This window comes from Streptomyces sp. NPDC002564 (assembly GCF_042889645.1).
Lineage (GTDB): Bacteria > Actinomycetota > Actinomycetes > Streptomycetales > Streptomycetaceae > Streptomyces.
In genome coordinates, this window is record NZ_JBIARE010000004.1 from 336711 (window position 1) to 361809 (window position 25099).

The window sequence follows — 25099 nt, forward strand, 5'->3', positions numbered from 1 at the left end:
CTTACGCGCAGGTATGGGCATGCGCCGGGGTTCATGCCGCACGGCGGCCCCGCCCCCCTACCCCTCGCGGGAGGCGCAACACGGGCAAGGGTTGCCTGAGCGACGCAGATCACCGCCGTGCTGGCTACAGTGCGGCGGGGTAAGTGGGTAGTCTCAGACGGACTGCATAAGTTACCGCTTAGTAATCACTCGTAGCCCGTCTCAGCCGTCGCTACGAAGTCCGCCTCGCAGGCCCGAGGAGCCCCCAAATGCAACTCGCCGCGATCATCGTGTCGCTGGTCCTAATCGCGGTCGGCGTCGCGCTGTTCGGCCGTGCCATCCTCCAGATCTACCAGTTCGTGCGGCTCGGCCAGCCCGTCCCCGCCGGCCTCAGGACCGACAACCCCGTCCAGCGCACCCTCACCGTGGCCAAGGAGTTCCTCGGCCACACGCGCATGAACCGGTGGGGCATCGTCGGCTTCGCGCACTGGTTCGTGGCGGTGGGCTTCTTCACCCTGCTGCTGACGATCGTCAACGCCATCGGCCAGCTCTTCCAGGCCGACTGGATCCTGCCGGTCATCGGCGACTGGGCGCCGTACAACGTCTTCGTCGAGTTCATCGGCACGATGACGGTGGTCGGCATCCTCACGCTGATCGTCATCCGCCAGCTGAACCGCCCCGACAAGCCGGGCCGCAAGTCCCGCTTCGCGGGCTCCAAGACCGGCCAGGCGTACTTCGTCGAGACCGTCATCCTCATCGTCGGCGTCTGCATCTTCACGCTGCACGCCCTGGAGGGCGCCCAGCACCACGTCGACGGCTACGAGGCCTCGTTCTTCATCTCGTACCCGTTCGTGTCCTGGTTCGGCGGGATGGACCTGTCCACCCTGCAGAACCTCACGTACTTCTTCGCGGGCCTGAAGATCGCCACCTCGTTCATCTGGATGATCGTCGTCGGCCTCAACACCAACATGGGCGTCGCCTGGCACCGCTTCCTCGCCTTCCCGAACATCTGGTTCAAGCGCGAGGCGAACGGCGGCACGACGCTGGGCGAGCTGCAGCCGATGACCTCCGGCGGCGAGCCGATCGACTGGGAGGACCCGGCCGAGGACGCGGTCTTCGGCGTCTCCCAGGTCGAGCAGTTCAGCTGGAAGGGCCTGCTCGACTTCTCCACCTGCACCGAGTGCGGCCGCTGCCAGTCGCAGTGCCCCGCCTGGAACACCGGCAAGCCGCTCTCCCCCAAGCTCCTGATCATGTCGCTGCGCGACCACGCGCACGCCAAGGCCCCGTACCTGCTCGCGGGCGGCGGCAAGGACATGGAGGGCAACGAGAAGGCCACGCCCGAACAGCTCGCGGACGTGCCCGCCGCCGCCCTCGCCGAGGCCGAGCGGCCCCTCATCGGCACCGCCGAGGAGAACGGCGTCATCGACCCGGACGTGCTGTGGTCCTGCACCTCCTGCGGCGCCTGCGTCGAGCAGTGCCCGGTCGACATCGAGCACATCGACCACATCGTCGACATGCGCCGCTACCAGGTGATGATCGAGTCCGCGTTCCCGTCCGAGGCGGGCACGATGCTCAAGAACCTGGAGAAGAAGGGCAACCCCTGGGGCCTGGCCAAGAAGCAGCGCCTGGAGTGGACGAAGGAAGTCGACTTCGAGGTGCCGGTCGTCGGCAAGGACATCGAGGACCTCACCGAGGTCGAGTACCTCTACTGGGTCGGCTGCGCCGGCGCCCTGGAGGACCGGGCCAAGAAGACCACCAAGGCCTTCGCGGAGCTGCTGCACATGGCGGGCGTCAAGTTCGCGATCATGGGCGGCGACGAGAAGTGCACCGGTGACTCGGCCCGCCGCCTCGGCAACGAGCCGCTGTTCCAGCAGCTCGGCCAGGAGAACGTCATGGCGCTGAACACGGCGTTCGGCGAGGACCTCGACGACGACGGCAAGGTCACGCCCGAGTCGGCCAAACCGAGGACGGCCAAGAAGATCGTCGCGACCTGCCCGCACTGCCTCAACACCCTGGGCAACGAGTACCCGCAGCTCGGCGGCGACTACGAGGTCATCCACCACACCCAGCTGCTCCAGCACCTCGTCGACGAGGGCAAGCTGATCCCGGTGACCCCGGTCGAGGGCCTGATCACCTACCACGACCCCTGCTACCTGGGCCGGCACAACAAGATCTACACGCCCCCGCGCGAGATCATGGACAAGGTCCCGGGCCTGCGCCAGCAGGAGATGCACCGCCACAAGGAGCGCGGCTTCTGCTGCGGCGCCGGCGGCGCGCGGATGTGGATGGAGGAGCGCATCGGCAAGCGCATCAACACGGAGCGGGTCGACGAGGCGCTCAGCCTCGACCCGGACATCGTGTCGACCGCGTGCCCGTTCTGCCTCGTCATGCTCACCGACTCGGTCAACGGCAAGAAGAACGACGGCGCGGCCAAGGAGTCGCTCCAGGTCGTGGACGTCGCGCAGTTGCTGCTCGACTCGGTCAAGACCCCGGTCGACCCGGCCGGTGACGCCGAGTCCGTCGACGAGCCGGAGCCCGAGCCCGTCAAGTAGCGCCACGACGACGCCGTCAGGGCCGGTCCCGCCTCCGGGCGGGACCGGCCCTTCGCGTCTCCGTGGGGTACGAACCGACTCCGTGGGGTACGAACCGACCTCCGTGGGATACGCACGGACCTCCGTGATGCACAAGTGACCAAAGCGGCACCCCGCCGGGCTTAACGGCTCCGCGGAACGGGAGCATCATGTGCTGGTTGTTGTCTCATGGGGCGGTCGGGGCGGGGTTGATGGCAGGCATGCGAAGTGGCATACGGAGTGACGGCGGACGGGGCGTGCCGGTGCGGCTCGCCGCGGGCGCGCTCGGCTGCGCGCTGCTGCTCGCGGGCTGCGGCGGCTCCGGCGGCGGCGAGGACGGCAAGGACACCGGCCGGCCCGTCGGTGCCGCGGGCAAGGGCGCGGCGCAGCGCCCGGTGCCGGCCGGCAAGGGCAGCAAGGCCGACGACGACTTCAACGGCGACGGCGCCCGTGACCTGGTGCTCGACGACCTCGTGCACCGCGACCACGGCGACGACGCGGGCATCGGCATCGTCTACGGCAGCCGGGGCGGCCTCGTGCCCGGCGCCCGTCAGCTGGTGAGCGCGCACGCCAACGGCGCCCGGACCAAGGGCCGGTTGCCCGCCGCCTTCGACTCCGAGGCCACCTGCGACCTCGACAAGGACGGCTTCACCGACCTGCTCGTCTCCACCGACCCGCCGTACGACGGGCAGGGGCAGCCGCCCGTGCCGCTGCAGATCCTCTTCGGCTCGCCCAAGGGCCTGACCGGCAAGGCGGTGAAGCTCGAAGTGCCCGCGCAGGCACGTTTCGGCAACGACTGGCCGGACCAGCCGGTGTGCGGCGACTTCGACGGGGACGGCGCCGACGACCTCGTCCTGCACGCGAGCGGGGCCCGTCTCACCTTCCTGCGCGGCCCGTTCAAGCGGACCGGCGCCCCGCGCGCCGCGGGCGCCCCCGTCACCGCCCCCGGCAACAACCTGGTGAGCGGCCGGGCCACCGACGTCGACGGCGACGGCTACGACGACGTCCTGGTGCGCAAGCCGGCGAACGCGTCGGGCGCCGCCACCGGCGCCCTCGTCCTCGGCGGCCCCAAGGGCCCCGACGAGACGGGCGTGCTCTTCCCCGCGGGCGACGACACCGCCTTCGGCCGCTTCGGCAGGGGCAAGGGCACGGACGCGGCGATCGCCTCCGCCCGGGGCGTCGCCCTGCGCTACGACGTGCCGGGCACCCTGCGCGGCTCCCTGGAGGCCAAGGACGTCGCCGTGGACGCGGGCGACCTGGACGGCGACGGACTGAGCGAGCTCGTCCTGAGCGGCCGGGGCAGCGGGAGCGGCGGCGGCGCGGGCGACGTACGGGTCTTCCGGGGACGCACGACCGGGCTCGCGGCCAACGCCACGGCGCTCGTCACCCCGGCGGCGAAGGGCACCACGCAGGTCCTCCAGGTCGCGGACTTCGACGGCGACGGACGGGCCGACCTGGTGCTGCGCACGTACCGCGGGGACAGCGAGGACACGGTGGGCGTGTACCCGGGCCGCAAGGGCGACCTGGTCGCGCGCGAGCCGGCGCTGACCTTCTCCACCGAGGAGTTCCGGTCGCCGGGCGCGGGCCGGTGACCGGTCGGGCCGGGCGCTCGCGGAGGCGGCGGGCCCGCGGGTGGCGGGCCGTGGCGCTGGGCTGTGCGGGGGTGCTGCTCGCGGGGTGCGGGGCCTCGGACGACGGCGCGGACAAGCGCTCCGGCGACGGGCTCCTGAAGGGCTCGCCCGCCGTCGGCAAGGCCTCCGGGCACCCCGACACGGGGGACTTCAACGGGGACGGCTACGACGACTACGCGCGCGTGCTCGACGCGGAGGACAAGCGCCGGGTCCCCGCCTCGCTGGTCGTCCTCTACGGCTCCGCCAAGGGCCTGCTCACCGGCTCGCCCGCCCGTCTGACGGCGCGCGACGGCGACACGTTCTTCACCCGGCCGCACCGCGCCGACCTGGACGGCGACGGCTTCACCGACCTGGTGGCCGCGCGCGGCGCGTCCGACGACCGGCAGACCTTCGTGATGTTCGGCGGTCCGCGCGGCCTGTCCGCCCCGCGGGCCCTCGCGGTGGCACCGGCGACCCGCGTCCTGGCCGCCGGGGACTTCGACGGCGACGGGTCCGCCGACCTCCTCGACGGCGGGCGCGGCGGCTCGGGCGACACCAGCGCGACGAGCGGGCCCGACCCCGCGGCCGTGCTGCACGGCCCGTTCACCCGCGCGGGCAGGCCCGCCCGCACCAGCCCCGTCGACCTCGGCCAGCACGGTTACATCAGCCCCTACGAGGCCCTGGTCGGGGACGTCGACGGCGACCGGCGCACGGACGCGCTCCTCCTCTACAGCTTCGACGCCGAGCAGGACGACTCGGCGCCCGCGGGCCTGACGGCCCTGGCCCACTTCCGGGGCGACCCGGGCAGGGGCCTCGTACCGGGACCCGAAGTGCCGTCCGCGGTGTACGAGTCGATGGCCGGCACCGACGGCCTGCGGGGCGGCGCGGTCGCCGACGCGGACGGTGACGGCATCGCGGACCTCGTCGGCTCCTCGCAGGTCTCCTACGGCCGCTCGGCGGGCGGCGGCAATCCCGGCAGGGTCACGGTCACCCCCGGTGCGCGGGCCGGGCTCGGCGCGGGCCGCCCCGCCACCGTCCTGCAACTTCCCCGGCGTAGGGGGGCGTTGTGGGGCGAGCGCCCGCTCGTCGGCGACGTCGACGGCGACGGGCGGCCCGACCTGGTCGTCAGCGATCCCCGGCCGAACGCCGCGGCCGGCGGCGAGGTCACCCTGCTGCCCGGCGGCGGCAAGGGCCCCGAGGCGGGCCGCGCCCAGTACCTGAGCCCCCTGACCGAGGACCTGCCCAGCAGGAACGACCGCCCGGACACCTGGTCCGGTTTCGTCGCCGAGGACCTGCTCGACGTCGACGGGGACGGCCGCGACGACGTCGTCGTCCACGCGGACGAGTGGGAGAGCGGCCGGCACCGCACCGAGAGGCCCAGGCAGTACGGCGCGGAGGGCCAGGCGAAGACGCACGCGGGATTCCTCGTCTTCCGCGGCACGAAGAAGGGCCTGGATCCGGATCGGGTGCAGTACTTCACACCGGGCGAGGTGCGGGGCGCCACGACGATCGGGTAGCGGGGGCTTCGATACGGACGGGCAGCGGGGCGCCGACGGGGGCGGACAGCTGGGCGGCACCAGGGGCGGACAGCCGGGCACCACCAGGGGCGGACAGCGGGGCGCCACCAGCGGCGGATAGCGGCGCGCACCAGCGCCGCGCAAGGGCCCGGAGCCCGTAAATCCCGCTCGCTCAAGGCCACTTGTCCGTCCACATCGCGTTCACCCGCACGCCACCCCACCACCCCCGTCGCACAACCCTTCGTACGCCCCACGCGTCACACACCCCGGAAGCCATACCCAGAGGCTCACTCAGAGACCGCGGCCGGCCGCGGTCCATCAGGGCCCCGTCCCCCACATCCGGGAGTTCCACGTGCGCGCAAGACACAGGGACGGCTACGCCGGCCTCGCGGTGGGCGCGCCCGGCGAGACGGTCGTCGGCGTCGCCGGGGCGGGCAGCGTCACGCTGCTCAAGTCCACCGCCGGCACGTTCACTTCCGGCAGGGCCTGGCACCAGGAGACCGCGGGCGTACCCGGCGCCGCCGAGGAGGGCGACCGCTTCGGCACGTCCGTGCGCCTCAAGGACATCAACAAGAACGGCAGGCTCGACCTGGCCACCGGCGCGACCGGCGAGGACAGCGGCACGACGCGCGACGTCGGCGCCGTGCGGGTCCTGCGCGGCACGGCCACCGGCCCGACCTCGTCGTACGCGGCGTCCTTCAACGGCAAGGACTTCGGCGTCGGCGCACCGGGTGCGGGCTTCGGCCGCACCGTGCGCTGACCCGCCGCACCCCGGCGCGCCCCGCACACCCGGCGCGTCGACCACCCCACGAACCAGCACAGTTGGAGAGATCAGTGCCTCACTCCGCACACAGGACCAGCCGCAGGACCACCGGCGAGCCCGCCCGCAAGCCCGCCCGCAAGCCCGCCCGCAACACGATCCTCGCGGCCGGCGCGCTCTGCGCCGCCACCGCACTCGGCGTGACCGGCCTCGCGGCGGGCGCCGCGTCCGCCGCCCCCGCCGCCCCCTCGAAGCTGCGGGCCGACTACAACGGCGACGGCTACGTGGACCTCGCGGTCGGCGTCCCCGACGCGACCGTGTCCGGCAAGGCCAAGGCCGGTTACGTCAACGTCGTCTGGGGCGGCGCCGACGGCCTCGGCAAGCACGGCTCCACCACCGTCAGCCAGGCCACCGCCGGAGTCCCCGGCACCGTCGAGGCGGGCGACGGCTTCGGCACCGCCGTCGCCTCGGACGACATGAACGGCGACGGCTACAGCGACCTGGTCGTCGGCACGCCCGGCGAGGACAGCGGCGACCAGCAGTCCGCGGGCACCGTCGCCGTCGTATGGGGCTCCGCGAGCGGCTTCAAGGGCGGCTTCACCGCCGCCAACGGCGACCTCGGCGGCAGCACCTACGGGCAGCTGCTCGCCACCGGCGACTTCGACAAGGACGGCGTCAAGGACATCGCCTTCCGGGCCCGCTCCGACGAGCGCGCCTCGATCAAGGTGCGCCCCGGCCCCTTCACCCCGGGCTCGCCCGCCACCGTCTCCCAGGTCAAGAGCTGGCACTTCGGCCAGGGCCCGACCGCCCTGGCCACCGGCGACTTCGACGCCGACGGCCGCGACGACATCGCCGTGTCCCACAACGCCATGGAGGACACCGGCACGGAGATCCTCACCAAGGCGTCCGGTTCGTGGCGGACGACGTGGGAGACGTCGGACTACACCCCGTCCGGCCTGGCCACCGGCGACTTCGACGGCGACGGCACGGCGGACCTCGCCATCGGCGACGTACGGCCCAACCCCGAGACCGAGTCGACGCACTGCGAGGACCGCCTCGGCGGCGCGATCCTCACCGTCTTCAACAAGAAGGGCGGCGCGCTCGGCGACGGCGGCCACTCCTGCACCACGCAGGACTCGCCCGAGGTCGGCGGCACCGCGGAGGCCGACGACGACTTCGGCGCGCACCTCGCCGCGGGCGACCTCGACGGCAGCGGCGGCGACGAACTCGTCGTCGGCGCCGACACGGAGGCCGTCGGCACCGCGAAGAACGCGGGCACGTACTGGCTGCTCGCCTCGACCGGCGCGGGCAAGCCGTTCACCGGGCCCGCCGCCAGCCAGAACACCGCGGGCGTGGCGGGCACGGCCGAGGCGGACGACCGCTTCGGCGCGGCCGTCGCGACCGGCGACTACGACGGCGACGGCCGCGCGGACGCGGCGGTGGGCGCGCCCGGCGAGGACGCGGCCAAGGGCGGCGTCTGGTACGCCCCGAGCGCGCGGAGCGGCGCCGACCCGGCCGTCACGTCGGTGACGCCCGGCAAGCTCGGGCTCGCGGGGGCGCGGGCGTACGGGGGTGTGCTGGGGCGGTAGGGGTCACCCTTCGGCTCCGGTGGTCCGTGCGGCGCGGTCGTCCTTCGTGCCGCCCGGACCACCGGCTCCCGTGCCGCCCGGACCACCGGCTCCGCCGGGTTCGTCCTCGAACGCCGGACGGGCTGCCGACCCCCCATCCACGCAAATCCGGCCAATCCGGCCTAGCAGGCCAACCCCACCGACAACGGCCAACTCGCCACCCCCGTACAACCCTTGCGCCCCACCGCAGGTCTTCTCATAGCCGATCACGGCGTGACGCCAGGGCCAACGCCCGGTGAACGCGGCCGTGTCCGGCGTACCCATCGACTGCGGATGCCCGCCAGGCATCCCCGCATGCCGCAGGAGACCCGCATGGCACAGCACAAGCGCACCTCCACCATCCGCTCCAGACGCGGCCGCATCGCCGCGGCGACGGCCGTGACGGCCGCACTGACCGGTGGCCTGCTCGGCCTCTCGGCCACCGCCTCGTCCGCCGCGCCCGCCGCCCCGCTGCCCTCGCACGAGACCGACTTCAACGGCGACGGCGTCGCCGACCTCGCCACCTCCGCCCCCCACGCCACCGTCGGCGGCAAGGACTCGGCCGGCCAGGTCACCGTCACGTACGGCGGAAGCACCCTGCGCCACAAGACCTTCAGCCAGAACAGCACGGGCGTCCCCGGCACCGCGGAGTCCGGCGACCTCTTCGGCTACGACCTCGCGTACGGCGACTTCGACCGCGACGGCTACGACGACCTCGCGATCGGCGCGCCCGGCGAGGACGTCGGCAGCGACAAGGACGGCGGCACCGCCCAGATCCTGTGGGGCTCCGCGAGCGGCCTCGGCGGCGGCACGACGGTGCAGGACCCCCGGCCGACCGGGCACGACTTCTTCGGCGCGCCCCTCGAGGCCGGCGACTTCGACGGGGACGGCACGGACGACCTCGCCGTCGGCGCCCGCTCCGGCGCGGCCACCATCGACGTCCTGGACGGCAAGATCTCCCGTACCCACGGCACCGGCAGCAGCCGCTACACGGTCAAGCCCGCCATCATGAGCGGCGAGGGCGCGGGCCCCTTCAACCTGCACTCCGGCGACGTGAACGGCGACGGCAGAGACGACCTGATCGTCGACGGCTACTCCACGGCGGACGGCGACAACGCCAACCTGTGGCTGCCCGGCACGGCCAGTGGCGTCAGGACGACCGGCCAGCAGCGGCTGCCCGCCGGCGTCATCACCGACATCGGTGACACGGACGGCGACGGCTACGGCGACATCATCATCGGCCTGGAGTGGGACGACGGGATCTCCGGTGCCAACAAGGGCGGCTCGGTCTACGTGGTGCACGGCGCCGCCAACGGCCCCTACGGCGACACCCAGGTGATCACCCAGGACAGCTCCGGCGTGCCGGGCTCGGGCGAGAAGGGCGACTCCTTCGGCAACGAGCTCGACCTCGGCGACATCAACGGCGACGGACACCTCGACCTGGTCGTCGGCTCCGCGGGCGAGGACATCGACGGCGTCGAGGACGCGGGCGCGGTCACCGTCGTCTACGGCGCCGCGGACGGCTCGGGCCTGTCCACGCGCGGTGCGGTGCTGCTCAGCCAGGACTCCGCGGGCGTGCCCAACACCAACGAGAAGCACGACTTCTTCGGCTCCGACGTGCACGTCGACGACCTCAACGGCGACGGGCGCGGCGACGTCACCGTCGGGGCGTACGGCGAGAACGGCGGCAACGGCGCGATCTACCCCCTGACCAGCAAGGCGAACGGCACCCTGGCGGGTTCGGCGGGCGTCTACACGTCGACGGTCGGCATCTCCGCCACGGGCACGCCCCACTTCGGCGTGAACTTCGCGGACTGACGGGGCAGTTCGCAGAACGGGCGCCCGCACCCGCACCCGCGTCCGCCCCCTGCCCCTTCCGCCGCTCCCCCTCCGCCACTCCCCTCCCGCCCGCCGGTCCCGCCTCCCCGATGCGGGACCGGCCCTCCCACCCCCGGAGCCCCCGTGCGCAGCCACCCGGAACCCCGTATCCCCCGCACGCCACGCACGCCACGCGCCCGCACCCTCGCCCTCGCCGCCGCCACCGCGCTGGCCGCCACCGGCCTGGCCCTGCCCCTCGCGGCCACCGCGAGCGCCGCCCCCGCCACCGCCCCGGCCGCCTCCGAACCCACCGAACCGGGCGGCGTGCAAAGCGACTTCAACGGCGACGGATACGCCGACCTCGCCGTCGGCGTGCCCAGCGGCACGGTCAACGGCAAGGCGAAGGCCGGATACGTCAGCGTCGTGTTCGGCAGCCGGAACGGGCCGAACCCGCACGACGTGCGCCGCATCACGCAGTCCACCGTCGAGATCCCCGGCACCCCGGAGGCCGGTGACCGCTTCGGCGGGGCGCTCGCCACCGCGTACGTCGACGACGACCGGTTCGCCGACCTCGTCATCGGCGCCCCCGGCGAGGACATCGGCGCCGCACAGGACGCGGGCTCCGTCACCGTCCTCTACGGCACCGGCGACGGCTTCGCCCTGGCCGACACCGTGGCCCGGGGCCCCAGGTCCGGCGACGCCTACGGCAACGCCCTGGCCGCCGCCGACTTCACCGGGGACACCGACGTCGACCTCGCGATCGGCGGCAAGGACCGGGTCGTCGTCAACTACAACCCGTACGCCGCGGTGACCGAGCCCCTCATGGCCGACCGGATGGGCGGCCGCGCCCCCGTCCTGACCACCGGCGACTTCGACAGCGACGGCCGCGCCGACCTGGCCCTCGCCTACTACACGCAGAACCAGCCCTACACCCAGTCGCACGTGCAGGTGCGCACCTACGACCCGGCCGAGGGCGCCTTCGGCCTGACGTTCAGCAGCGACAACAGCGCCGCGGGCGCACTCGCCGCCGGCGACTTCAACGGCGACGGCCACGACGACCTCGCCCTCGGCAACTGCCGCGAGATCGCCGACGAGAACATCGACGACCCGTGCGGCCCCGAGGAACTCACCGAGGGCGGCGGCATCCACATCCACTACGGGGACGGCCACGGCCTCGTCTGGGAGGGCCAGACCCTCAACCAGGACACGCGGGGCGTCCCCGGGGTCGCCGAGACGGGCGACGACTTCGGCAACGCGCTCGCCACCGCGGACGTCGACGGCGACGGCAAGGACGACCTGATCGCGGGCGCCCCCGGCGAGGCGATCGGCAGCGCCGCCCGCGCGGGCTCCGTCACCGTCCTGAAGGGCGGCGCGAAGGGCATCCTCAAGGCGGACGGCTCGGTGTACGGCGCGGTCGCGTACCAGCAGGACTCCCCGGGCATCCCGGGCGTCGCCGAAAAGGGTGACGCCTTCGGCACCGCGCTCGACACCGCCGACCGCGACGGCGACGGCCGCCCGGACCTCTCGGTCGGCGCGCCCGGCGAGAACGCGTCGTCCGGCGGCGTGTGGACCCTCCCGGCCGCCCGGTCCGCGGGCACGGCCGCCGTCACCCCGAACTCCCTGGACCTGCCCGCCTCCACCGACCCGCCGGCCTACGGCGCGGTCCTGGCCCGCTGAGACACCCCGGACCCCACCCGCGCCCCACCCGCCCCACACCCACATCCGCGCCCCACCCGCACCGGCCGACCTGCGGCAAACCCCTCAGGGTCCCCCTAGGGGTTGTCACAGGTCGGCCGCAAAGCCGGTCTCCTCCCGAGGAGGGACGCCCCGGCCCCCGAAGACCAGGTACGTTCGATTCGTGGCTGGATTCAGGATTGGACGCGGCCGGGACAACCGCGCCCCGCAACCGCAACCGCAACAACAACCGCGGCAGCAGCCGTACGGACAGCAGGCCCCGCAGGGCCGCCCGTACGGCTACCCACCCGCGCCCTCGAACCCGCAGCAGCCGTACGGCGGGGGCGGCCCCCAGTACGGCGGCGGCCCGCAGTACGGCGGAGGCGGGGGCAGCGGCCAGCAGTGGCCGCAGGCCGGCGGAGCCCACGGCGGACACGGTCGACCCGGGCAGCACGGAAACCACGGCCAGCACGGAAACCACGGCGAGCCGGAGTACTTCGGCGGACCGGGCGACCACGGCCAGGGCCAGGGCGGCTACGACCCGTACGCGGCCAACAACCCCGGGCACACCCAGGCCTTCTCCATCGGCGAGGACGCCTACACCCAGGGCGACACCTACCGCGCGGGCCAGGCCGGCGCCCCGCCCATGGGCCCCCGCCTGCACTGGAAGGACCTGCTGCGCGGCATCGTGCTGCGCCCGGCACCCACCTTCCTGCAGATGCGGGACTACGCGATGTGGGGCCCCGCCCTCGTCGTCACGTTCCTCTACGGCGCGCTCGCGATCTTCGGCTTCGACGAGGCCCGCTCGGACGCGATCAACGCCACGCTGTCCTCGGCGATCCCGTACGTCCTGACCACCGGCGTCGCGATCACCATCAGCGCCTTCATCCTCGGCGTGGTCACGCACACCCTGGCCCGCCAGCTCGGCGGCGACGGCGCCTGGCAGCCGACGGTCGGCCTGTCCATGCTGATCATGTCGATGACGGACGCGCCCCGCGTGATCGTCGCGATGTTCCTGGGCGGCGGCAACTCCTTCGTCCAGCTCCTCGGCTGGGCTACCTGGATCGCGGCGGGCACGCTGCTCACCCTGATGGTGAGCAAGTCCCACGACCTGCCGTGGCCGAAGGCACTGGGCGCGTCGGCGATCCAGCTCCTGGCGATCCTGTCGATCATCAAGCTGGGCACGTTCTGAGGACGTACCGAGGCCACGCAAAAACGCACTGAGCGTACTGCACGCGCACGAGAGGGCCCCGCCGGCCTGGTGAAGGATCAACCAGCCGACGGGGCCCTCTCGTCCGTGTACGTCCCGAACCCCACTCCCGAGTCCGGCGGACCCGTCAGGCGTCGAGCACCTGCCCCGCACGCCGCACGACGGGCGGCTCGACGCTCCACGGGAAGTTGATCCACTCGTCCGTGCGCTTCCACACGTACTCGCACTTGACCAGGGAGTGCGACTTCTCATAGATCACGGCGGACCGGACCTCGGCCACGTGGTCGAGGCAGAAGTCGTGCACGAGCTTCAGCGTCTTGCCGGTGTCGGCGACGTCGTCGGCGATCAGCACCTTCTTGTCGGTGAAGTCGATGACGTTCGGGACGGGCGCGAGCATGACGGGCATTTCCAGGGTGGTGCCCACCCCGGTGTAGAACTCCACGTTCACGAGGTGGATGTTCTTGCAGTCCAGGGCGTACGCGAGCCCGCCGGCGACGAAGACACCGCCGCGGGCGATGGAGATGATCACGTCGGGCAGGTAGCCGTCGTCGGCGATGGTCTGCGCGAGCTCGCGCACAGCGCCGCCGAACTTCTCGTACGTAAGGTTCTCGCGCACGTCACTCATGCTGGATGTCACACCTGGGTCCGATGGAAGTTGAGGAAGGAACGGGAGGCGGTGGGCCCGCGCTGCCCCTGGTAACGCGACCCGTACCGCTCCGACCCGTAGGGGGCCTCGGCGGGCGAGGTGAGCCGGAACATGCACAGCTGCCCGATCTTCATGCCCGGCCAGAGCTTGATCGGCAGCGTCGCGAGGTTCGAGAGCTCCAGGGTGACGTGCCCCGAGAAGCCGGGGTCGATGAACCCGGCGGTGGAGTGCGTGACCAGCCCGAGGCGGCCCAGGCTCGACTTGCCCTCCAGCCGGCTCGCGAGGTCGTCGGGCAGGCTGACGACCTCGTACGTCGACGCGAGCACGAACTCACCCGGGTGCAGGATGAACGGCTCGTCGCCCTCGGGCTCCACGAGCCGCGTCAGGTCGGCCTGCTCCACGGAGGGGTCGATGTGGGGGTAGCGGTGGTTCTCGAACACCCGGAAGTAGCGGTCCAGCCGCACGTCGATGCTCGAGGGCTGCACCATGGATTCGTCGTACGGGTCGATCCGCACCCGTCCGGAGTCGATCTCGGCCCGGATGTCCTTGTCTGAGAGAAGCACGCACCGAGGATACGCAGAGCGCGCGGGCCGTCCCCAATCGGACGGGACCCGCGCGCCTGGATGTCCGCGTTCCTTCCGCTACCGCTCTGCTACCGCTTCTGCAGCGTCACCGGCACGGCATGCCGGAGCCGGGCACACCGCGGACAGCGGATGAGCCGTCCGGGACCGAGCCGGTCCGCCTGCTGCATCGGGAACGAAGCGGTGCTGAACACGTGCCCTTCGGCACATCGGACGACGGTGCGCTCCATCAAGTCCTGAGTCCCTTCCCCAAGTCGTAGGTGGTGAGCTCCTACGCGCCCGTACACGCGCGCACTCACTCGTCTGCGCCCGCCTCCGAGCCGACGACGAAAGCCCACATTACGGTACGAAAGGGACGCCTCTCCAGGCGGCGCGACCACATTCCACGGTACGCCCCAACTCCCTCACCCCGCACGGCGCATCCGCCCCCCGGACAGCACTCGGGCCCCGCGGCGAGAGCGCCGGGGGCCCGGGATGAGGTACAGTGTGCGACGTTACGACACCGCTTCATGCGGGTCTTTCGCGGGTGTAGTTTAGTGGTAGAACATCAGCTTCCCAAGCTGAGAGTGCGAGTTCGATTCTCGTCACCCGCTCCACAGTTCTCAGCAGTTGAGGCCCAGGTCAGCGACCTGGGCCTTCTTGTTTGTCGCCGCCTGACGGCTCAGCTCGCCCGCCGCGTGCCGCATCCGTGCCAGAACCGCCCTCGCCCTCCCTCGCCTTCGCGGAGGCGGCCCGTAGCGCGCGAAGTGCCCGCTTCACGCGGTCGGCCTGCTCACAGCTCCGCTCGGCGAGGCAGTCGGGGCATCCGTCCAGGTGCGCGAGCAGCGCCTGGTAGGTGGACCACTCCGCGGCCGGGACCATCACCGCGGCTCCTCCGTCCGGCGTGCGACGGCCACAGCCACCAGCGCGGCCACCGACGTGAGGGAACAGAGGTCTCCCGGTTGCTGCGGGAGCGCCACCCAGTAGGGGCCGGGCGGCGAGGTGCGGCGCACCGCCGGGACACCCAGGTAGGTGCCCTCCCCGAGGAACGGGGCCTCACGGCCGTAGGGCCATCTCGTGCGGTCGGCGCCGCGGACCAGCACGTAGTACTGGCAGCTGAAGGCGTTGCAGAACACCGGACCGCCCAGCATCGCCGCGAGCGAGCGGCCCACGGCCTCCAGTTCATCGGTGCCCAGAACCGCGTGCACAAGGGAACCGGGGATTCTCACCGCACAGAAACGGGGCCCGCACAGGAGCAGTGCTACGCCGCCTTCCGCCCACTCGCGCCGAGCTTGTGCGGCGCCCGGCTGAGCGCGCGCGAACCAGTCGGAGATCGCTCCGTCCGCCGGGTGGAAGTCCACGGGGTTCCCCTGCCGTCATCACCGTTCAGGTCTACGACCAGGGTGGCCACAAGCGACGGCGCCAACTGTCACTCCTCGGTGACACCCGCCGCCGGGCTTCTACTGACCGAGCCAGGCGGAGAGGTGACCCAAGGCGTCAGGGGTACGACGCTGCTGGCGCACCAGGCCCTCGACGGTCGCGCGTGCCCCGGGGTGGTAGCGCGTCTGCTGCGGAGCCAGCTCACGGGCCTTCGTGAGCGACATGAGCGCCGCGTCGTGGCGGCCGGTCTCCATCTCCGAACGCCCTCGGTCGATCCACACGTGGGCCCGGCGCGACGCGGGCCACGAGGCGGGCAGCCGAATCTCCCCGGCCCGCACCACGGCCTCCCCGTACCGCCCCATTTCGGTGAGCGCGGAGAGCTCGTGCGCGGCACAGTTCGCCGGCCCGAACGACAGCCAGTGCACCTGCCCCATCTCCCCGACACGGTCGGCGATCTCCTTCGCCTCAGCGAGGTGGGTCCCCACCACGCCTTCCTTACGAGCCCGTGCCGCGATGACGGTCGCTCCCAGGTGCAACTGGCCGACCACGGCGAGAGTCTCCGGAGACTCGTCCGCCTGAAGGAGCAGACGGTGCCCGGCGCCGACCAGGCGCAGCCCGATCGTGTGCTCCCCCTCCCGGTGGTAGACCAGCCCGCGCATGTACTGGCGGACGGCCGAGAGGACGGGGTCGGAGGCCCGTTGCGCGGCCCACTCCATCCGGTCCAGGGCAATGGTGGACAGGTCGTAGAAGCCGAGCTTGATGGTGACGTCATGTGCCGTGCGGTAGGCGGACCCGAGTGCGGCCCACAGCTCGGTCGAAGGGGTGCGGTGCGCGGCCGTCGTCAGCTCGGCGACCAGCAGGGGCAGGGTGCGGGCGACCTTGTGCAGGTGCGTGGCGCGAACCTGCCGGCAGAGGGTGGCAGCCGCTTCGACGAGCTGAGCGGCCTCTCTGACGGATACGTCGGGGTCGGCGCCGAGGTCGTACAGGTCGAGCGACTCGCGAATGGGCCTGATCAGCCCGGCGAGGCGGTCCTGTCGGAGCTCGGTCATGTACGGCTGTCCTGTCAGCGCCGCGACGTCGACCCGCAGTGCTCGCGCACACGCCGCGGTGAAATCCGGGCTCGCCGCCTTGTGACCGCTCTCCACCTGGTGGAGAAGGCTGTACGAGTAGCCGGCCTTCATGGCCAAGCCTCGTTGCGTGTACCCGGCCAGCTTGCGCTGCTGCGCAATACGCGCACCGGGGTGATCGTCTCCGGGCATGCTGGGACTCCGCTCCTGGGGCGACATCTGGAACGGTACCCACGCCGAGCTCCGCCGACCGTGTTCCGCCGCCGATCCACCTGATTCAGGGGCAGTTGCACGGGGCTCACCCTGGGGGTGGGATGGGAGGCATGACCTCGAGTTCACGGAGCGCACGAACCCTGTACCTGTTCTCGTCGGCGGCCCCGCCCGCCCTGGACGTCGCGAACGTCGTCGAGAGGGCGCAGCTCGATGGCTGGGAGGTGTGTCTGGGTCTGACGCCGACCGCAGCGCGCTGGCTCGAGCCCGAACTCGACGCGCTGCAGGCCCTGACCGGGCATCCGGTCCGCAGCGAGTACAAGCTCCCCGGCCAGCCCGATTCCTGGCCTCCCGCGGACGCGCTCCTCTTCGCCCCGGTCACGTTCAACTCCCTCAACTCCTGGGCGCTGGGACTCACCTCGACCTTCGTGGTGGGCGTCGCCGCCGAGGCCATCGGCAAGCGCATCCCCACGGTGGCGGTGCCGTGCGTGAACGCCGCGTACGCGCAACACCGCCAACTCGACCGCAGCGTCGCGGAGCTGCGCGAGCAAGGGGTGACGGTCCTGTACGGAAACCCCGGCTTCACCCCCAACCAGCCCGGAACGGGGGCGCCGAAGGGGTACCCGTGGGATCTCGCGCTGACGACGGCGGCGCGGTTGACGGAGGACGCGAGCACCAACCGATAGTCGAAGGCCGTCACCTACGGAGTGCGGCGGACACACGCGGCCCGGTGGCGAGCGACCGCCCACTCGACTTAGCGTCGCGGCCCAACTCCAAGGGAAGCGAACTGCGTTACAACATCTTTGCCGCTTCAAGGCGACCCGCTCCGCTTCCCGCGCGTGGCCCGACCCCAGGCCCGGCCTGCACTCCTGTCTCCGCTCCGCTCCAACCGGCGGGCGCCCGGACCGCGCTCAAAGCATGCCGCCGCCTGATGCCACAGAAGGGGTACGTCGTGGCTGGAGCGGTCGCCGCCGGCCGAGGGTGTCACCTTCCACGGAGGCGATGATCACGACGGGCGTGAATGTGTACACCTTCAGTCTAATCACGAACCGTTCCTGCACTTTCGCCACCCAACTGGCCCTGCCAGGAGTACAGTTCCAGCCTCGACACGGCAGGGAGAAGCATGGCAGGCAGTGGAGTTCAGGGCGCCAACGTTGGCCAGTTCACTATTTCCCTAGAAGAAGCCGCTAGAGCAACAGGTCCAGCAGCCAATGAGTTCATCGAGCCAGCTGCTGGAACCCTGGCGAGGGCCACGTCGAACCGAAATCATCTGATCTTCGGTCGACGAGGATCAGGGAAAACCAGCCTGCTCCAGAAAGCAAAGAGCCAGATGATGGAAAATAGGCGACCGAACGCCTACATCGACATGGAGAAATTCAAAGGCCACGCTTACCCTGATGTGCTCATTAGCGTCTTAATCGAAACTTTTGAAAATATCGAAGGATGGCTCAGCGGTGGGGCCGTCGCCCCAGCGAATAAGAAGTCATTCTGGAAGAAACTTATCCCTCAGCGAGCACCTCTAAAACGTTCGACCGCGTCCCTCCTTTCAGCGGATATCAACAGTTACGTGAAAGAGCTAGATACGCTCCTTCACGCATACGATGACGCAGAAATTCAGCTCCTACAAAAGGACGAGCGTCAATCCGACCGAGCATCCAAGATAGACATTGGAGTACAAAAAGGCCCAATCAAGGCTGGCCTATCAGACTCGACATCGAGTCGATCCCTGTCACTCGATGAAGTCCATGAAACCATCCGACGATCAAAGATTGACTCTTTGCATCGGCGAGTTATCGCTTATCAGAAGACCCTCAGGCAAGTCGTGGAACTTGCCGGAGGGAATGGCTTCATCCTTTTGGATGACATGTACTACATCAAGCGGTCAAGCCAGCCTGAAGTCCTCGACTACTTCCATCGACTCTTTAAAGGAACGGGCCTGTGGCTTAAGGTCGGGACAATTCGCCACCGCTCCTCTTGGTACAAGAACGGAGACCCGCCGATTGGAGTGAAGCTCGGCGACGACATCGAAGAGATCGACCTAGACCTGACACTGGAGAAGTACAAGACAGCCAAGCGTTTCCTTCTCGACGTGACAGATAATGTGGCCAATCAAGCTGGCGTAGACCTTCGAGAAATCATCAATGAAGGTGCGCGCGATCGCTTGGTGCTCGCGAGCGGCGGCGTGGCTCGCGATTACCTATCGATCCTAAGAAAATCGGTAGCATTCGCGGTTGACCAAAGCGCAGAAAAAGTCGGCGTCGAGGCAGTTAACCAAGGAGCGGGAGAACACGAGAGCTCAAAGCGAGATGAGTTTCACAGGGATGTCGTCGACGGGCAATTTGAACTGGAAGAAGAACTAGAGCGAATCAAGACCTTCTGCCTGGCGACGCAGAAGAAGAATTGCTTCTTGATCGAAAAGGATCTGGCTTCGGACAGATACGAGCGAGTTAAGGAGCTTGTGGATCTAAGGCTGGTCCATTCCATTAACTCGCGCGTTACGGTACGCCACCGCCCAGGGCGTATCTATGAAGCCTATATGCTCGATATCTCGCAGTACACTGGCGAACGAAAGCGCAGAAATGTAGAAATTATCGAGTTCTGGAAGCGGGACGGGAGTGAGAAATTGCGTGGTGCCTCACTCATCTACGCCGAAGTTAAGTCCGCCCGCTGACAACGGGATTGGCATGCGGCACCTGAACGAGCCGTACCAGACTCGTGCCAGATCCTGCGGGAACTACGGGGAATACCAGGGAACGAGCCAACCGCTCACCGGGCCCCGCCACTGGTCCGCCGCAAGACAATCACTGAACAAGCCCGAGGTACCTTTAGCTTCCCCAACTGAGAGTGCGAGTTCGATTCTCGTCACCCGGTCCATGAAAAACCCCCAGGTCATTGACCCGGGGGTTCTTTGTTGCCCGGACGCCCCGACGGGTTGGCGATCCGCGCACCACAACCGCACCACTAGGGCTCCGTGACCCGCGCCTTGTGGTCCTTGTGGCTCTTCGCGCGCTGGGCCCGCACCATCGCGTCGAGCCCGCCGGCCACCTCTCGCTGACGCTCATCGTCGGAGTGCTGATAGCCGAGCGCCGCCTCCTCCGACGACTGCCCGGCGCGGACCATCGTGTCCTTGAGGGTGGCGCCGGATCGGGTCGTCAGACCTCCGGCACACGGGACACACGCTTGGCCTTCTCCGTCTACCAGTCGAGGTACCACTCCGCCTCGCGACGGAGGAACTCAGGGAGGACGACGACGCCGACGTCCAGGTTCTCCAGGTCGACGTCGCGGCGACGCGGTCCGGCTTGTGCCTCCGGGCGCATCGGCCCGGAGGCACCGAGGTAGATCACGAACCACCAGCGCGGCCCGACAGCATCGGCGAGAGCATCCACCTGCTCGACGGTGTCGATCCGGCGCTCGGCGGCAACCTCCTCGCCCGCGTCCTCGATGCGGCACGGGTTGCGGCTGATCAACTCACCGTCGACGCGTGGTGCGGTCACCTCGTCCAGGTCGAAGGGACCGGGCGTCGGGAGGATGTGGACACGGAGCAGGCGCGGTGAAGACGGCGAAGACGCGGGGGTGCGCGGGGACACGTTCCGAGGTGCCCGGGGATTCCACCCCCTGAACTCTGTCCAGGCCGAGAGGTGGTCCGGTCCTCCGCTTACGGGTCTGCGGCTCAGCTGAGGGCCTTACCGACCTCGTAGATCGTGGGCCTGTCTTCGGGCGCCGAGCTGAGCATGGCGTCGATCAGTTCGCCCAGCTCGCCCTGAGCCTTCACAGGCCGGCGTTTGCCACTCACAACGGCGCGCCTCTGGTCAGGCCGGGGCGCGTCGTCCGGGTACTCGACGGCCCGCCAGCCCGTGGCGGAGACGAGCAGGGACGCGCCGAGCGCGTACACGTCTGCTTCCTGTGTCGCCTCAGCCTCTCCGGTCGCGAGCACACTGCGCGCGATCTCCGGCGCTTCGTAGTGGACGAGGCAGCCGCGGAACGGGAAGTCGTACCACTCGGGGATGTGCCGGCCCCGGGCCAAGGCCAGGTCGATGAGGTGCGTGCGCTCCGGTCCGATGATGAAGTGCGCGGGTTGAACGTCGCCGTGGGCCCAGCCCTTGGCATGCAGTTCGGCCAGTGCCTCCACGCAGCCGAGGGCCGCGCCGGTGTGCGGTTCGGTACGAGAGTCCGGCTCACGACAGGGCTTCCAGAGTTCGTAGAGGTCGGGCCCCTCACGCCACGGCTGAACGTTCCAGGTGCCGCGCTCCCACTCGCCGTACGCGAAGTCGTCGAAGCCCATCCGATACAGCACGGCGCCCTCGCGTGCGGGGGCGAGCGCCGTCCAAGGTTGGGCGGGCCAGTCGACCGTAGCCTCGATCGGATATCCGACCTTCACGGCGTAGCGCCCTCGACGGCCCTCAACCTCCCAGACCGTGGAGCCCCGGCGATTGACGACCAGGCGCTGAGCCTTGGGCATGAGCGCATCGGCCACGACGCTCGGCAGTTCAGGGGGTGTCCCGGACAACGTCTGTTCTCCTTCCGGGCAATGCGGCCGATCTCGATTGAGGTCGACCGCACCGCTGGTGTCGTGGCACTACACCTGACCGTACGGACGGCCGCAGTCCGCGTCGCACTGTGCGAGGTTGGTGCCGTCCACGGTCCAGAGGTCGTCGAAGACTCTGAACCCGGCCGCCTTCATCGCCTGCGCGGAGGCGGCGACCATCTCCGGGTCACGCCCGCCACCGCCCGGCTTCGGGCTGTGGTGGAGGAAGCTGCCGGCGAACCGCTGGCACAGGTCGGCGTACTCCTTCGTGTGCAGGATGAGCGCGTGCAGACCGAGGTCCACGTCGTCCGACGGGACCATGGGGACGGTTGCGGTCGCGGCAGCGACCACGAAGGCCACCGCCTGGTCCGCGATCCGCTCCGCCCGGTCAGATGACTGCCCATTGTGGAGGACCACGAAGTGCGTGAGGCTCTCGAACAGCTCCTCACCAGCCACCATGCGACCGGTCTTCTGGTCGTTGGCCGTTGCCGTTGCCGTTGCCGACATGCGAATGATCCTTGATTGTCTCTGTGGTCTGGTGCTTGCGCCCGCGCCGGTCGTCGAGGCGTGGCTTTGACAGGCGGGGCCCAGAAGGCCGCCCCCGCTGTTGCCGCTCTTGATGGCAAGCCGGGCGCTCAGTTCCTCCTTTGCAGGCGGTGCCACCACGTTGTCCGGCATGGCATCCCACTCGATGCCGCCCCCAACGGGTCTCATCTGCATCCGGGCGCCGACCTCCGCCATGACGACGCCGATGCGGCCGGTGGCAATGTCCTTCGCCAGTTCACCGATGCCTGGTCCGGCCTGCTGTGTGCTCGCCACGCGAACGAGCATCCTGCCGCTCACCGGGACGTCGGAACCACCGCACAACCCCAGTTGGGGACGTCCCGCATCGGGTACAACGTCCCTGGTGCCGTCCCCAGGCCTTAGGAGAGATTGACATGCCGAACGAGAGGTTACGAGCTGCCATGGCAACCGGCGGCTGGACGTACAGCGCCCTCGCGGACAAGGTCGAAGTCGATCCCAAGTCCATCGAACGATGGGTCAACCAGGGGCGAACACCACGTCGTGCAACCGCCATGCTGGCAGCGGAAACGCTGGGAGAAGACGTGCACGCTCTATGGCCCACGCTCCGGCAGGCTCGCCCTGCCCGGGCTGTCAGTCCGGAACTTGTGGCTCTGTACGACAAGCGGGCGGATGTCCCCGTGTCCACCTTTGTGGACATGTTGGCCCAAGCCCGTAGGAACATCGACGTGTTGGTGTACGCGGCCGTCTTCCTGCATGAGGCATATCCGCGGCTCAATGACTTGCTTCGCGAGCGAGCCGCGGACGGATGTGCGGTCCGGATCGCGATTGGCGACGCGGGCAGTGCACATGTGCAACAGCGCGGCGAGGAAGAGCGGTTCGGGCACGGAATCGACTCCCGATGCCGACTTGCACTCATGCACTACCGCCCCCTTGCCGGGGTACCTGGCATCGAGGTGCGGACTCATGCGACCACGCTCTACAACTCCATCTATCGTGCGGATGACCAGGCGTTGATCAACGCCCACGTATGGGGCGTGAATGCTTTCGGCGCCCCGGTGTGGCACCTCCGCCGCAGCGAACCGGACGGCATGTTCGACACCTGCGCCGGCAGCTTCGACGCGGTGTGGGGCACCGCGACACCAGTAGGGGAAGAGTGACCGTGGCACGGACCGAGTACTACGACGATCCGGCGGCACCTGAGCCGAACAGCATGGTGGTCGCCGCGTCTGCCGTGGTCACCGACGACGACGGGCGCCTGCTCTTGCAGCGTCGGCGGGACAACGACCTCTGGGCTCTCCCGGGCGGCGGCATGGAGATGGCCGACTCACTTCCCGGCACGGCCGTCCGGGAGGTGAAGGAGGAGACGGGTCTGGACGTGGAGATCACGGGGCTCGTGGGTACGTATACCGACCCTCGCCACGTCATCGCCTACTCGGACGGTGAGGTGCGCAGACAGTTCAACGTCTGCTTCACCGCCCGGATGGTCGGCGGCCTGCTCGCGATCTCGGACGAGTCGACGGAGCTGCGGTTCGTCCCGCCGGAGGAGATCGACCGCCTGCCGATGCACCACACGCAGCGGCTCCGGGTACGCCACTTCCTGGAACACCGTGAGCGCCCCCATCTTGGGTGATCGCGCCTGCGGCACAGCGTTCGATGTTCCTACGGGTGGTGTGTCATCGACCGAGCCTCGGGTCCCCGAGCTCGTTGTCCATGGATGCTGCGGTGCGCTGCTGTTGATGGGGCATTGGCAGGGGCCCGCCCTGCCCGTACGTCCCACCAAGGCCGCCCTCCGGAGGCGTGGTGAGGCGGATGTGGTGTTGTACGTGGTGGGCGAGGACGCCGAGGAGGGCTGTTTCGCAGGCCAGCAGCAGGCGTTCCGCCAAGCCGATCAGTTCCCGGTTGCCGGGGCCCGCCGCGAGTGCCATGACCAGTGCCCCGGCGACGGCCGCTCCGGACAGCAGGCGCAGCCGGCGGACCGTTCGGAGCGCGTCGGGTGCGGGGCTGAGCCGTCGTGCCATCACGAGTCCGCTCAGCGGCAAGGCGACGAACGCGGTGATGGAGGCGTAGCGATGCACAAGGGCCGGTCCGCTCAGGTGTGTTGCCAGCGGGTCGGTGGGGATCACCGCGGCGACCACCAGGCCCAGCCCCCAGGCGGCCAGCAGCACGGTGGGCAGGCCACGAAGGGGCGGCAGCCATCTTCTCGCCACTGCCGACAGCGCGAGAGAGGTCACCCCCAGGACCGCCATGCCGGTCTCGATCGGACCGCCCCGGTCGAGCGCGGCGAAGTCGCTGATGGTCAGGGAGACGGGGCTCAGGCCGGGGTCGGTGTCCGCAGGTGCCCACATGGCCGCCCCCGCCGCCAGCACCACGGCAGCCCAGACTGCGGGAGCGGTGAAACGGCCCAGCAGGCTGTGGGTACGGGCTCCGCGAGTGGTCATGCCCTGATCGTTCCGCGCCGGGAGGGCACCGCACTATAGGGGTCACCCCCGAGATCCCCCTGGTCCTCACCCCGGGGTTCGTGCGCCCTGGGTGTCAGGGCTGAGGGAGCCTCCAGAGACGGGATTGGGCCCGGGCATCGGGTGGGGGGAGTTCTTTCACCAGGTGGTAGAGGTTCTCGAAGTACTCCTGCCAGCGGTTCGGGTCCGGCAGGTTGTTCTGCGCGCGCTTCGCTCGCTCCACGCGCACCAGGGGCTCCATCCGCTCCCAGACCGAGACGACCGATCCGCCCAGGTAGCCGGAGACCGGTTCGATGTCGACGACGCCGTGGGTGACCAGGGCGCCCAAGTTGTCGTAGAACCAGGCCAGGTCACGGATCAGGTGGCGTTCGCGCTCCGGCAGGCCCTCCATGCCGGTGGACAGGTCCCAGCCGGGGAGTTGCCGGAAGACGACCTCGCGGGCGCGGGCCAGGCGGAGACCCCGGTGCTCGCGGAAGAGGTCCACCACAACCGGCAGGGTGTTCGTGTGCTTCGTCAGCCGAATTTGCCGCAGAGAGACGAAGGCCGACGCGGCCAACGCCAGTACGGACACCACCAGCGCCGCGATCTCCATCACGCGCCCCCCATCGCTCACCGTTTGGGCGCTCATTTCCCCGCGCGCGACGCGGGCAACCGCACGGCGGCGGTCAGCCGTGGAGGGTGTGGGCGCCAGGTGCGCGGTGGGCAGCCAGCCGATCACCGGCCAGGTGGCCGTCTCCTGCCGCGCCTCGTCCCGGTCCTCGAAGTCCGTTACGTGGACGACGTCCCGTACCAGCGGCAGGCGGCCCGAGAGCGCGTCGGGCTCGCGCAGCGTGAGCGTGCCGACGGGGGCGCCGACCGTCGGGAGGAGGCGGGCGCCCTCCGTGTCCGCGGCCGGCGGCGGGAACGCCGTCGCGGGCAGGGTGACGAGCCGGTCCTCACCGAAGAGGGCGGCGAGTCCGCCACGGGTGACGTCGGAAAGCACCGG

Annotated in this window: 22 protein-coding genes, 1 tRNA gene and 1 pseudogene; 13 read left to right on the forward strand and 11 right to left on the reverse strand. The window is 70.2% G+C overall.

The genetic code is table 11. From position 1 onward, the window contains the following. Positions 1-248: 248 nt before the first annotated feature. The 8 genes from ACFYXE_RS16785 (at position 249) to ACFYXE_RS16820 (ending at position 12727) form a co-directional block, all read left to right on the forward strand. The gene (locus ACFYXE_RS16785; protein WP_389313051.1) at positions 249-2531 is read left to right on the forward strand and encodes a (Fe-S)-binding protein; all 2283 of its coding nucleotides are present in this window, start codon (positions 249-251) and stop codon (positions 2529-2531) included. Between the two features lie 239 nt (positions 2532-2770). Next, positions 2771-4141 carry an FG-GAP repeat domain-containing protein gene (locus ACFYXE_RS16790; protein WP_389313053.1) on the forward strand — a complete coding sequence of 457 codons (1371 nt, stop codon included), beginning with the start codon at positions 2771-2773 and terminating at the stop codon, positions 4139-4141. Between the two features lie 50 nt (positions 4142-4191). After that, positions 4192-5676, forward strand: coding sequence for an FG-GAP and VCBS repeat-containing protein (locus ACFYXE_RS16795; RefSeq protein ID WP_389313055.1), 1485 nt, complete (start codon positions 4192-4194; stop codon positions 5674-5676). Positions 5677-6028: 352 nt separating this feature from the next. Then, positions 6029-6436, forward strand: a complete 408-nt coding sequence (locus ACFYXE_RS16800) for a hypothetical protein (protein ID WP_389313057.1) — start codon at positions 6029-6031, stop codon at positions 6434-6436. Between the two features lie 74 nt (positions 6437-6510). After that, on the forward strand, positions 6511-8025 hold the full coding sequence (locus tag ACFYXE_RS16805; RefSeq protein WP_389313059.1) for an FG-GAP-like repeat-containing protein: 1515 nt from the start codon (positions 6511-6513) through the stop codon (positions 8023-8025). A gap of 351 nt (positions 8026-8376) precedes the next feature. Next, positions 8377-9861 (forward strand): FG-GAP repeat protein, encoded by a 1485-nt coding sequence (locus ACFYXE_RS16810; RefSeq protein ID WP_389313061.1) that lies wholly within the window; start codon positions 8377-8379, stop codon positions 9859-9861. Positions 9862-10005: 144 nt separating this feature from the next. Next, positions 10006-11538 carry an FG-GAP-like repeat-containing protein gene (locus ACFYXE_RS16815; RefSeq protein WP_389313063.1) on the forward strand — a complete coding sequence of 511 codons (1533 nt, stop codon included), beginning with the start codon at positions 10006-10008 and terminating at the stop codon, positions 11536-11538. Between the two features lie 181 nt (positions 11539-11719). Beyond that, a complete protein-coding gene (locus ACFYXE_RS16820; RefSeq protein WP_389313065.1) occupies positions 11720-12727 on the forward strand; it encodes a Yip1 family protein in 1008 nt (335 codons plus the stop codon). A 145-nt stretch (positions 12728-12872) separates the two neighbouring features. On the opposite strand, the gene ACFYXE_RS16825 is transcribed toward ACFYXE_RS16820, so the two are convergent. Together ACFYXE_RS16825 and dcd are read right to left on the reverse strand one after the other, a co-directional pair. Further along, positions 12873-13370 (reverse strand): phosphoribosyltransferase, encoded by a 498-nt coding sequence (locus ACFYXE_RS16825; RefSeq protein WP_389313067.1) that lies wholly within the window; start codon positions 13368-13370, stop codon positions 12873-12875. Between the two features lie 8 nt (positions 13371-13378). Then, positions 13379-13954 (reverse strand): dCTP deaminase, encoded by a 576-nt coding sequence (gene dcd / locus ACFYXE_RS16830; protein WP_361179430.1) that lies wholly within the window; start codon positions 13952-13954, stop codon positions 13379-13381. 540 nt (positions 13955-14494) lie between these two features. Between dcd and ACFYXE_RS16835 the strand changes: the two genes are divergently transcribed. Further along, positions 14495-14568 (forward strand) — tRNA-Gly (locus ACFYXE_RS16835). A 264-nt stretch (positions 14569-14832) separates the two neighbouring features. Here ACFYXE_RS16835 and ACFYXE_RS16840 read toward each other — a convergent pair. Further along, positions 14833-15159: a hypothetical protein gene (locus ACFYXE_RS16840; protein ID WP_389313070.1), complete on the reverse strand. Its 327-nt coding sequence runs from the start codon at positions 15157-15159 to the stop codon at positions 14833-14835. A 252-nt stretch (positions 15160-15411) separates the two neighbouring features. Continuing rightward, a complete protein-coding gene (locus ACFYXE_RS16845; protein ID WP_389313072.1) occupies positions 15412-16590 on the reverse strand; it encodes a helix-turn-helix domain-containing protein in 1179 nt (392 codons plus the stop codon). 131 nt (positions 16591-16721) lie between these two features. Between ACFYXE_RS16845 and ACFYXE_RS16850 the strand changes: the two genes are divergently transcribed. Further along, entirely contained in the window at positions 16722-17294 is a 573-nt protein-coding gene (locus ACFYXE_RS16850) for a flavoprotein (RefSeq protein WP_389313075.1), read from the forward strand. Between the two features lie 437 nt (positions 17295-17731). Further along, the gene (locus tag ACFYXE_RS16855; RefSeq protein ID WP_389313077.1) at positions 17732-19279 is read left to right on the forward strand and encodes a hypothetical protein; all 1548 of its coding nucleotides are present in this window, start codon (positions 17732-17734) and stop codon (positions 19277-19279) included. Between the two features lie 290 nt (positions 19280-19569). On the opposite strand, the gene ACFYXE_RS16860 is transcribed toward ACFYXE_RS16855, so the two are convergent. From ACFYXE_RS16860 to ACFYXE_RS16880, 5 genes and pseudogenes are all read right to left on the reverse strand, one after another. Next, positions 19570-19728, reverse strand: a complete 159-nt coding sequence (locus ACFYXE_RS16860) for a hypothetical protein (RefSeq protein WP_389313079.1) — start codon at positions 19726-19728, stop codon at positions 19570-19572. Between the two features lie 74 nt (positions 19729-19802). Continuing rightward, a complete protein-coding gene (locus tag ACFYXE_RS16865) occupies positions 19803-20102 on the reverse strand; it encodes a hypothetical protein (protein ID WP_389313081.1) in 300 nt (99 codons plus the stop codon). A 176-nt stretch (positions 20103-20278) separates the two neighbouring features. Next, positions 20279-21115 (reverse strand): protein kinase, encoded by an 837-nt coding sequence (locus tag ACFYXE_RS16870; protein ID WP_389313083.1) that lies wholly within the window; start codon positions 21113-21115, stop codon positions 20279-20281. Between the two features lie 69 nt (positions 21116-21184). Then, entirely contained in the window at positions 21185-21640 is a 456-nt protein-coding gene (locus ACFYXE_RS16875; RefSeq protein WP_389313648.1) for a hypothetical protein, read from the reverse strand. An 84-nt stretch (positions 21641-21724) separates the two neighbouring features. Then, a pseudogene (locus ACFYXE_RS16880) lies at positions 21725-21964 on the reverse strand (hypothetical protein); the annotation flags it as partial. 107 nt (positions 21965-22071) lie between these two features. On the opposite strand from ACFYXE_RS16880, the gene ACFYXE_RS16885 reads away from it, so the two are divergent. Then, positions 22072-22815, forward strand: a complete 744-nt coding sequence (locus ACFYXE_RS16885) for a helix-turn-helix domain-containing protein (RefSeq protein ID WP_389313085.1) — start codon at positions 22072-22074, stop codon at positions 22813-22815. A gap of 2 nt (positions 22816-22817) precedes the next feature. Continuing rightward, a complete protein-coding gene (locus tag ACFYXE_RS16890; RefSeq protein ID WP_389313087.1) occupies positions 22818-23288 on the forward strand; it encodes an NUDIX domain-containing protein in 471 nt (156 codons plus the stop codon). Positions 23289-23331: 43 nt separating this feature from the next. Here ACFYXE_RS16890 and ACFYXE_RS16895 read toward each other — a convergent pair whose 3' ends face one another. Together ACFYXE_RS16895 and ACFYXE_RS16900 are read right to left on the reverse strand one after the other, a co-directional pair. Continuing rightward, positions 23332-24096 carry a DUF998 domain-containing protein gene (locus tag ACFYXE_RS16895; RefSeq protein ID WP_389313089.1) on the reverse strand — a complete coding sequence of 255 codons (765 nt, stop codon included), beginning with the start codon at positions 24094-24096 and terminating at the stop codon, positions 23332-23334. 94 nt (positions 24097-24190) lie between these two features. Continuing rightward, positions 24191-25096, reverse strand: coding sequence for an SUKH-4 family immunity protein (locus ACFYXE_RS16900; protein WP_389313091.1), 906 nt, complete (start codon positions 25094-25096; stop codon positions 24191-24193). Between the last annotated feature and the right edge of the window lie 3 nt (positions 25097-25099).

Bases quoted from the DNA above. Each gene is read 5' to 3' on its own strand.
- ACFYXE_RS16785 (WP_389313051.1), top strand. From the start codon at position 249: ATGCAACTCGCCGCGATCATCGTGTCGCTGGTCCTAATCGCGGTCGGC.
- ACFYXE_RS16790 (WP_389313053.1), top strand. From the start codon at position 2,771: ATGCGAAGTGGCATACGGAGTGACGGCGGACGGGGCGTGCCGGTGCGG.
- ACFYXE_RS16810 (WP_389313061.1), top strand. From the start codon at position 8,377: ATGGCACAGCACAAGCGCACCTCCACCATCCGCTCCAGACGCGGCCGC.
- ACFYXE_RS16825 (WP_389313067.1), bottom strand. From the start codon at position 13,370: ATGAGTGACGTGCGCGAGAACCTTACGTACGAGAAGTTCGGCGGCGCT.
- ACFYXE_RS16845 (WP_389313072.1), bottom strand. From the start codon at position 16,590: ATGCCCGGAGACGATCACCCCGGTGCGCGTATTGCGCAGCAGCGCAAG.
- ACFYXE_RS16850 (WP_389313075.1), top strand. From the start codon at position 16,722: ATGACCTCGAGTTCACGGAGCGCACGAACCCTGTACCTGTTCTCGTCG.
- ACFYXE_RS16855 (WP_389313077.1), top strand. From the start codon at position 17,732: ATGGCAGGCAGTGGAGTTCAGGGCGCCAACGTTGGCCAGTTCACTATT.
- ACFYXE_RS16860 (WP_389313079.1), bottom strand. From the start codon at position 19,728: ATGGTCCGCGCCGGGCAGTCGTCGGAGGAGGCGGCGCTCGGCTATCAG.
- ACFYXE_RS16875 (WP_389313648.1), bottom strand. From the start codon at position 21,640: ATGTCGGCAACGGCAACGGCAACGGCCAACGACCAGAAGACCGGTCGC.
- ACFYXE_RS16885 (WP_389313085.1), top strand. From the start codon at position 22,072: ATGCCGAACGAGAGGTTACGAGCTGCCATGGCAACCGGCGGCTGGACG.
- ACFYXE_RS16895 (WP_389313089.1), bottom strand. From the start codon at position 24,096: ATGACCACTCGCGGAGCCCGTACCCACAGCCTGCTGGGCCGTTTCACC.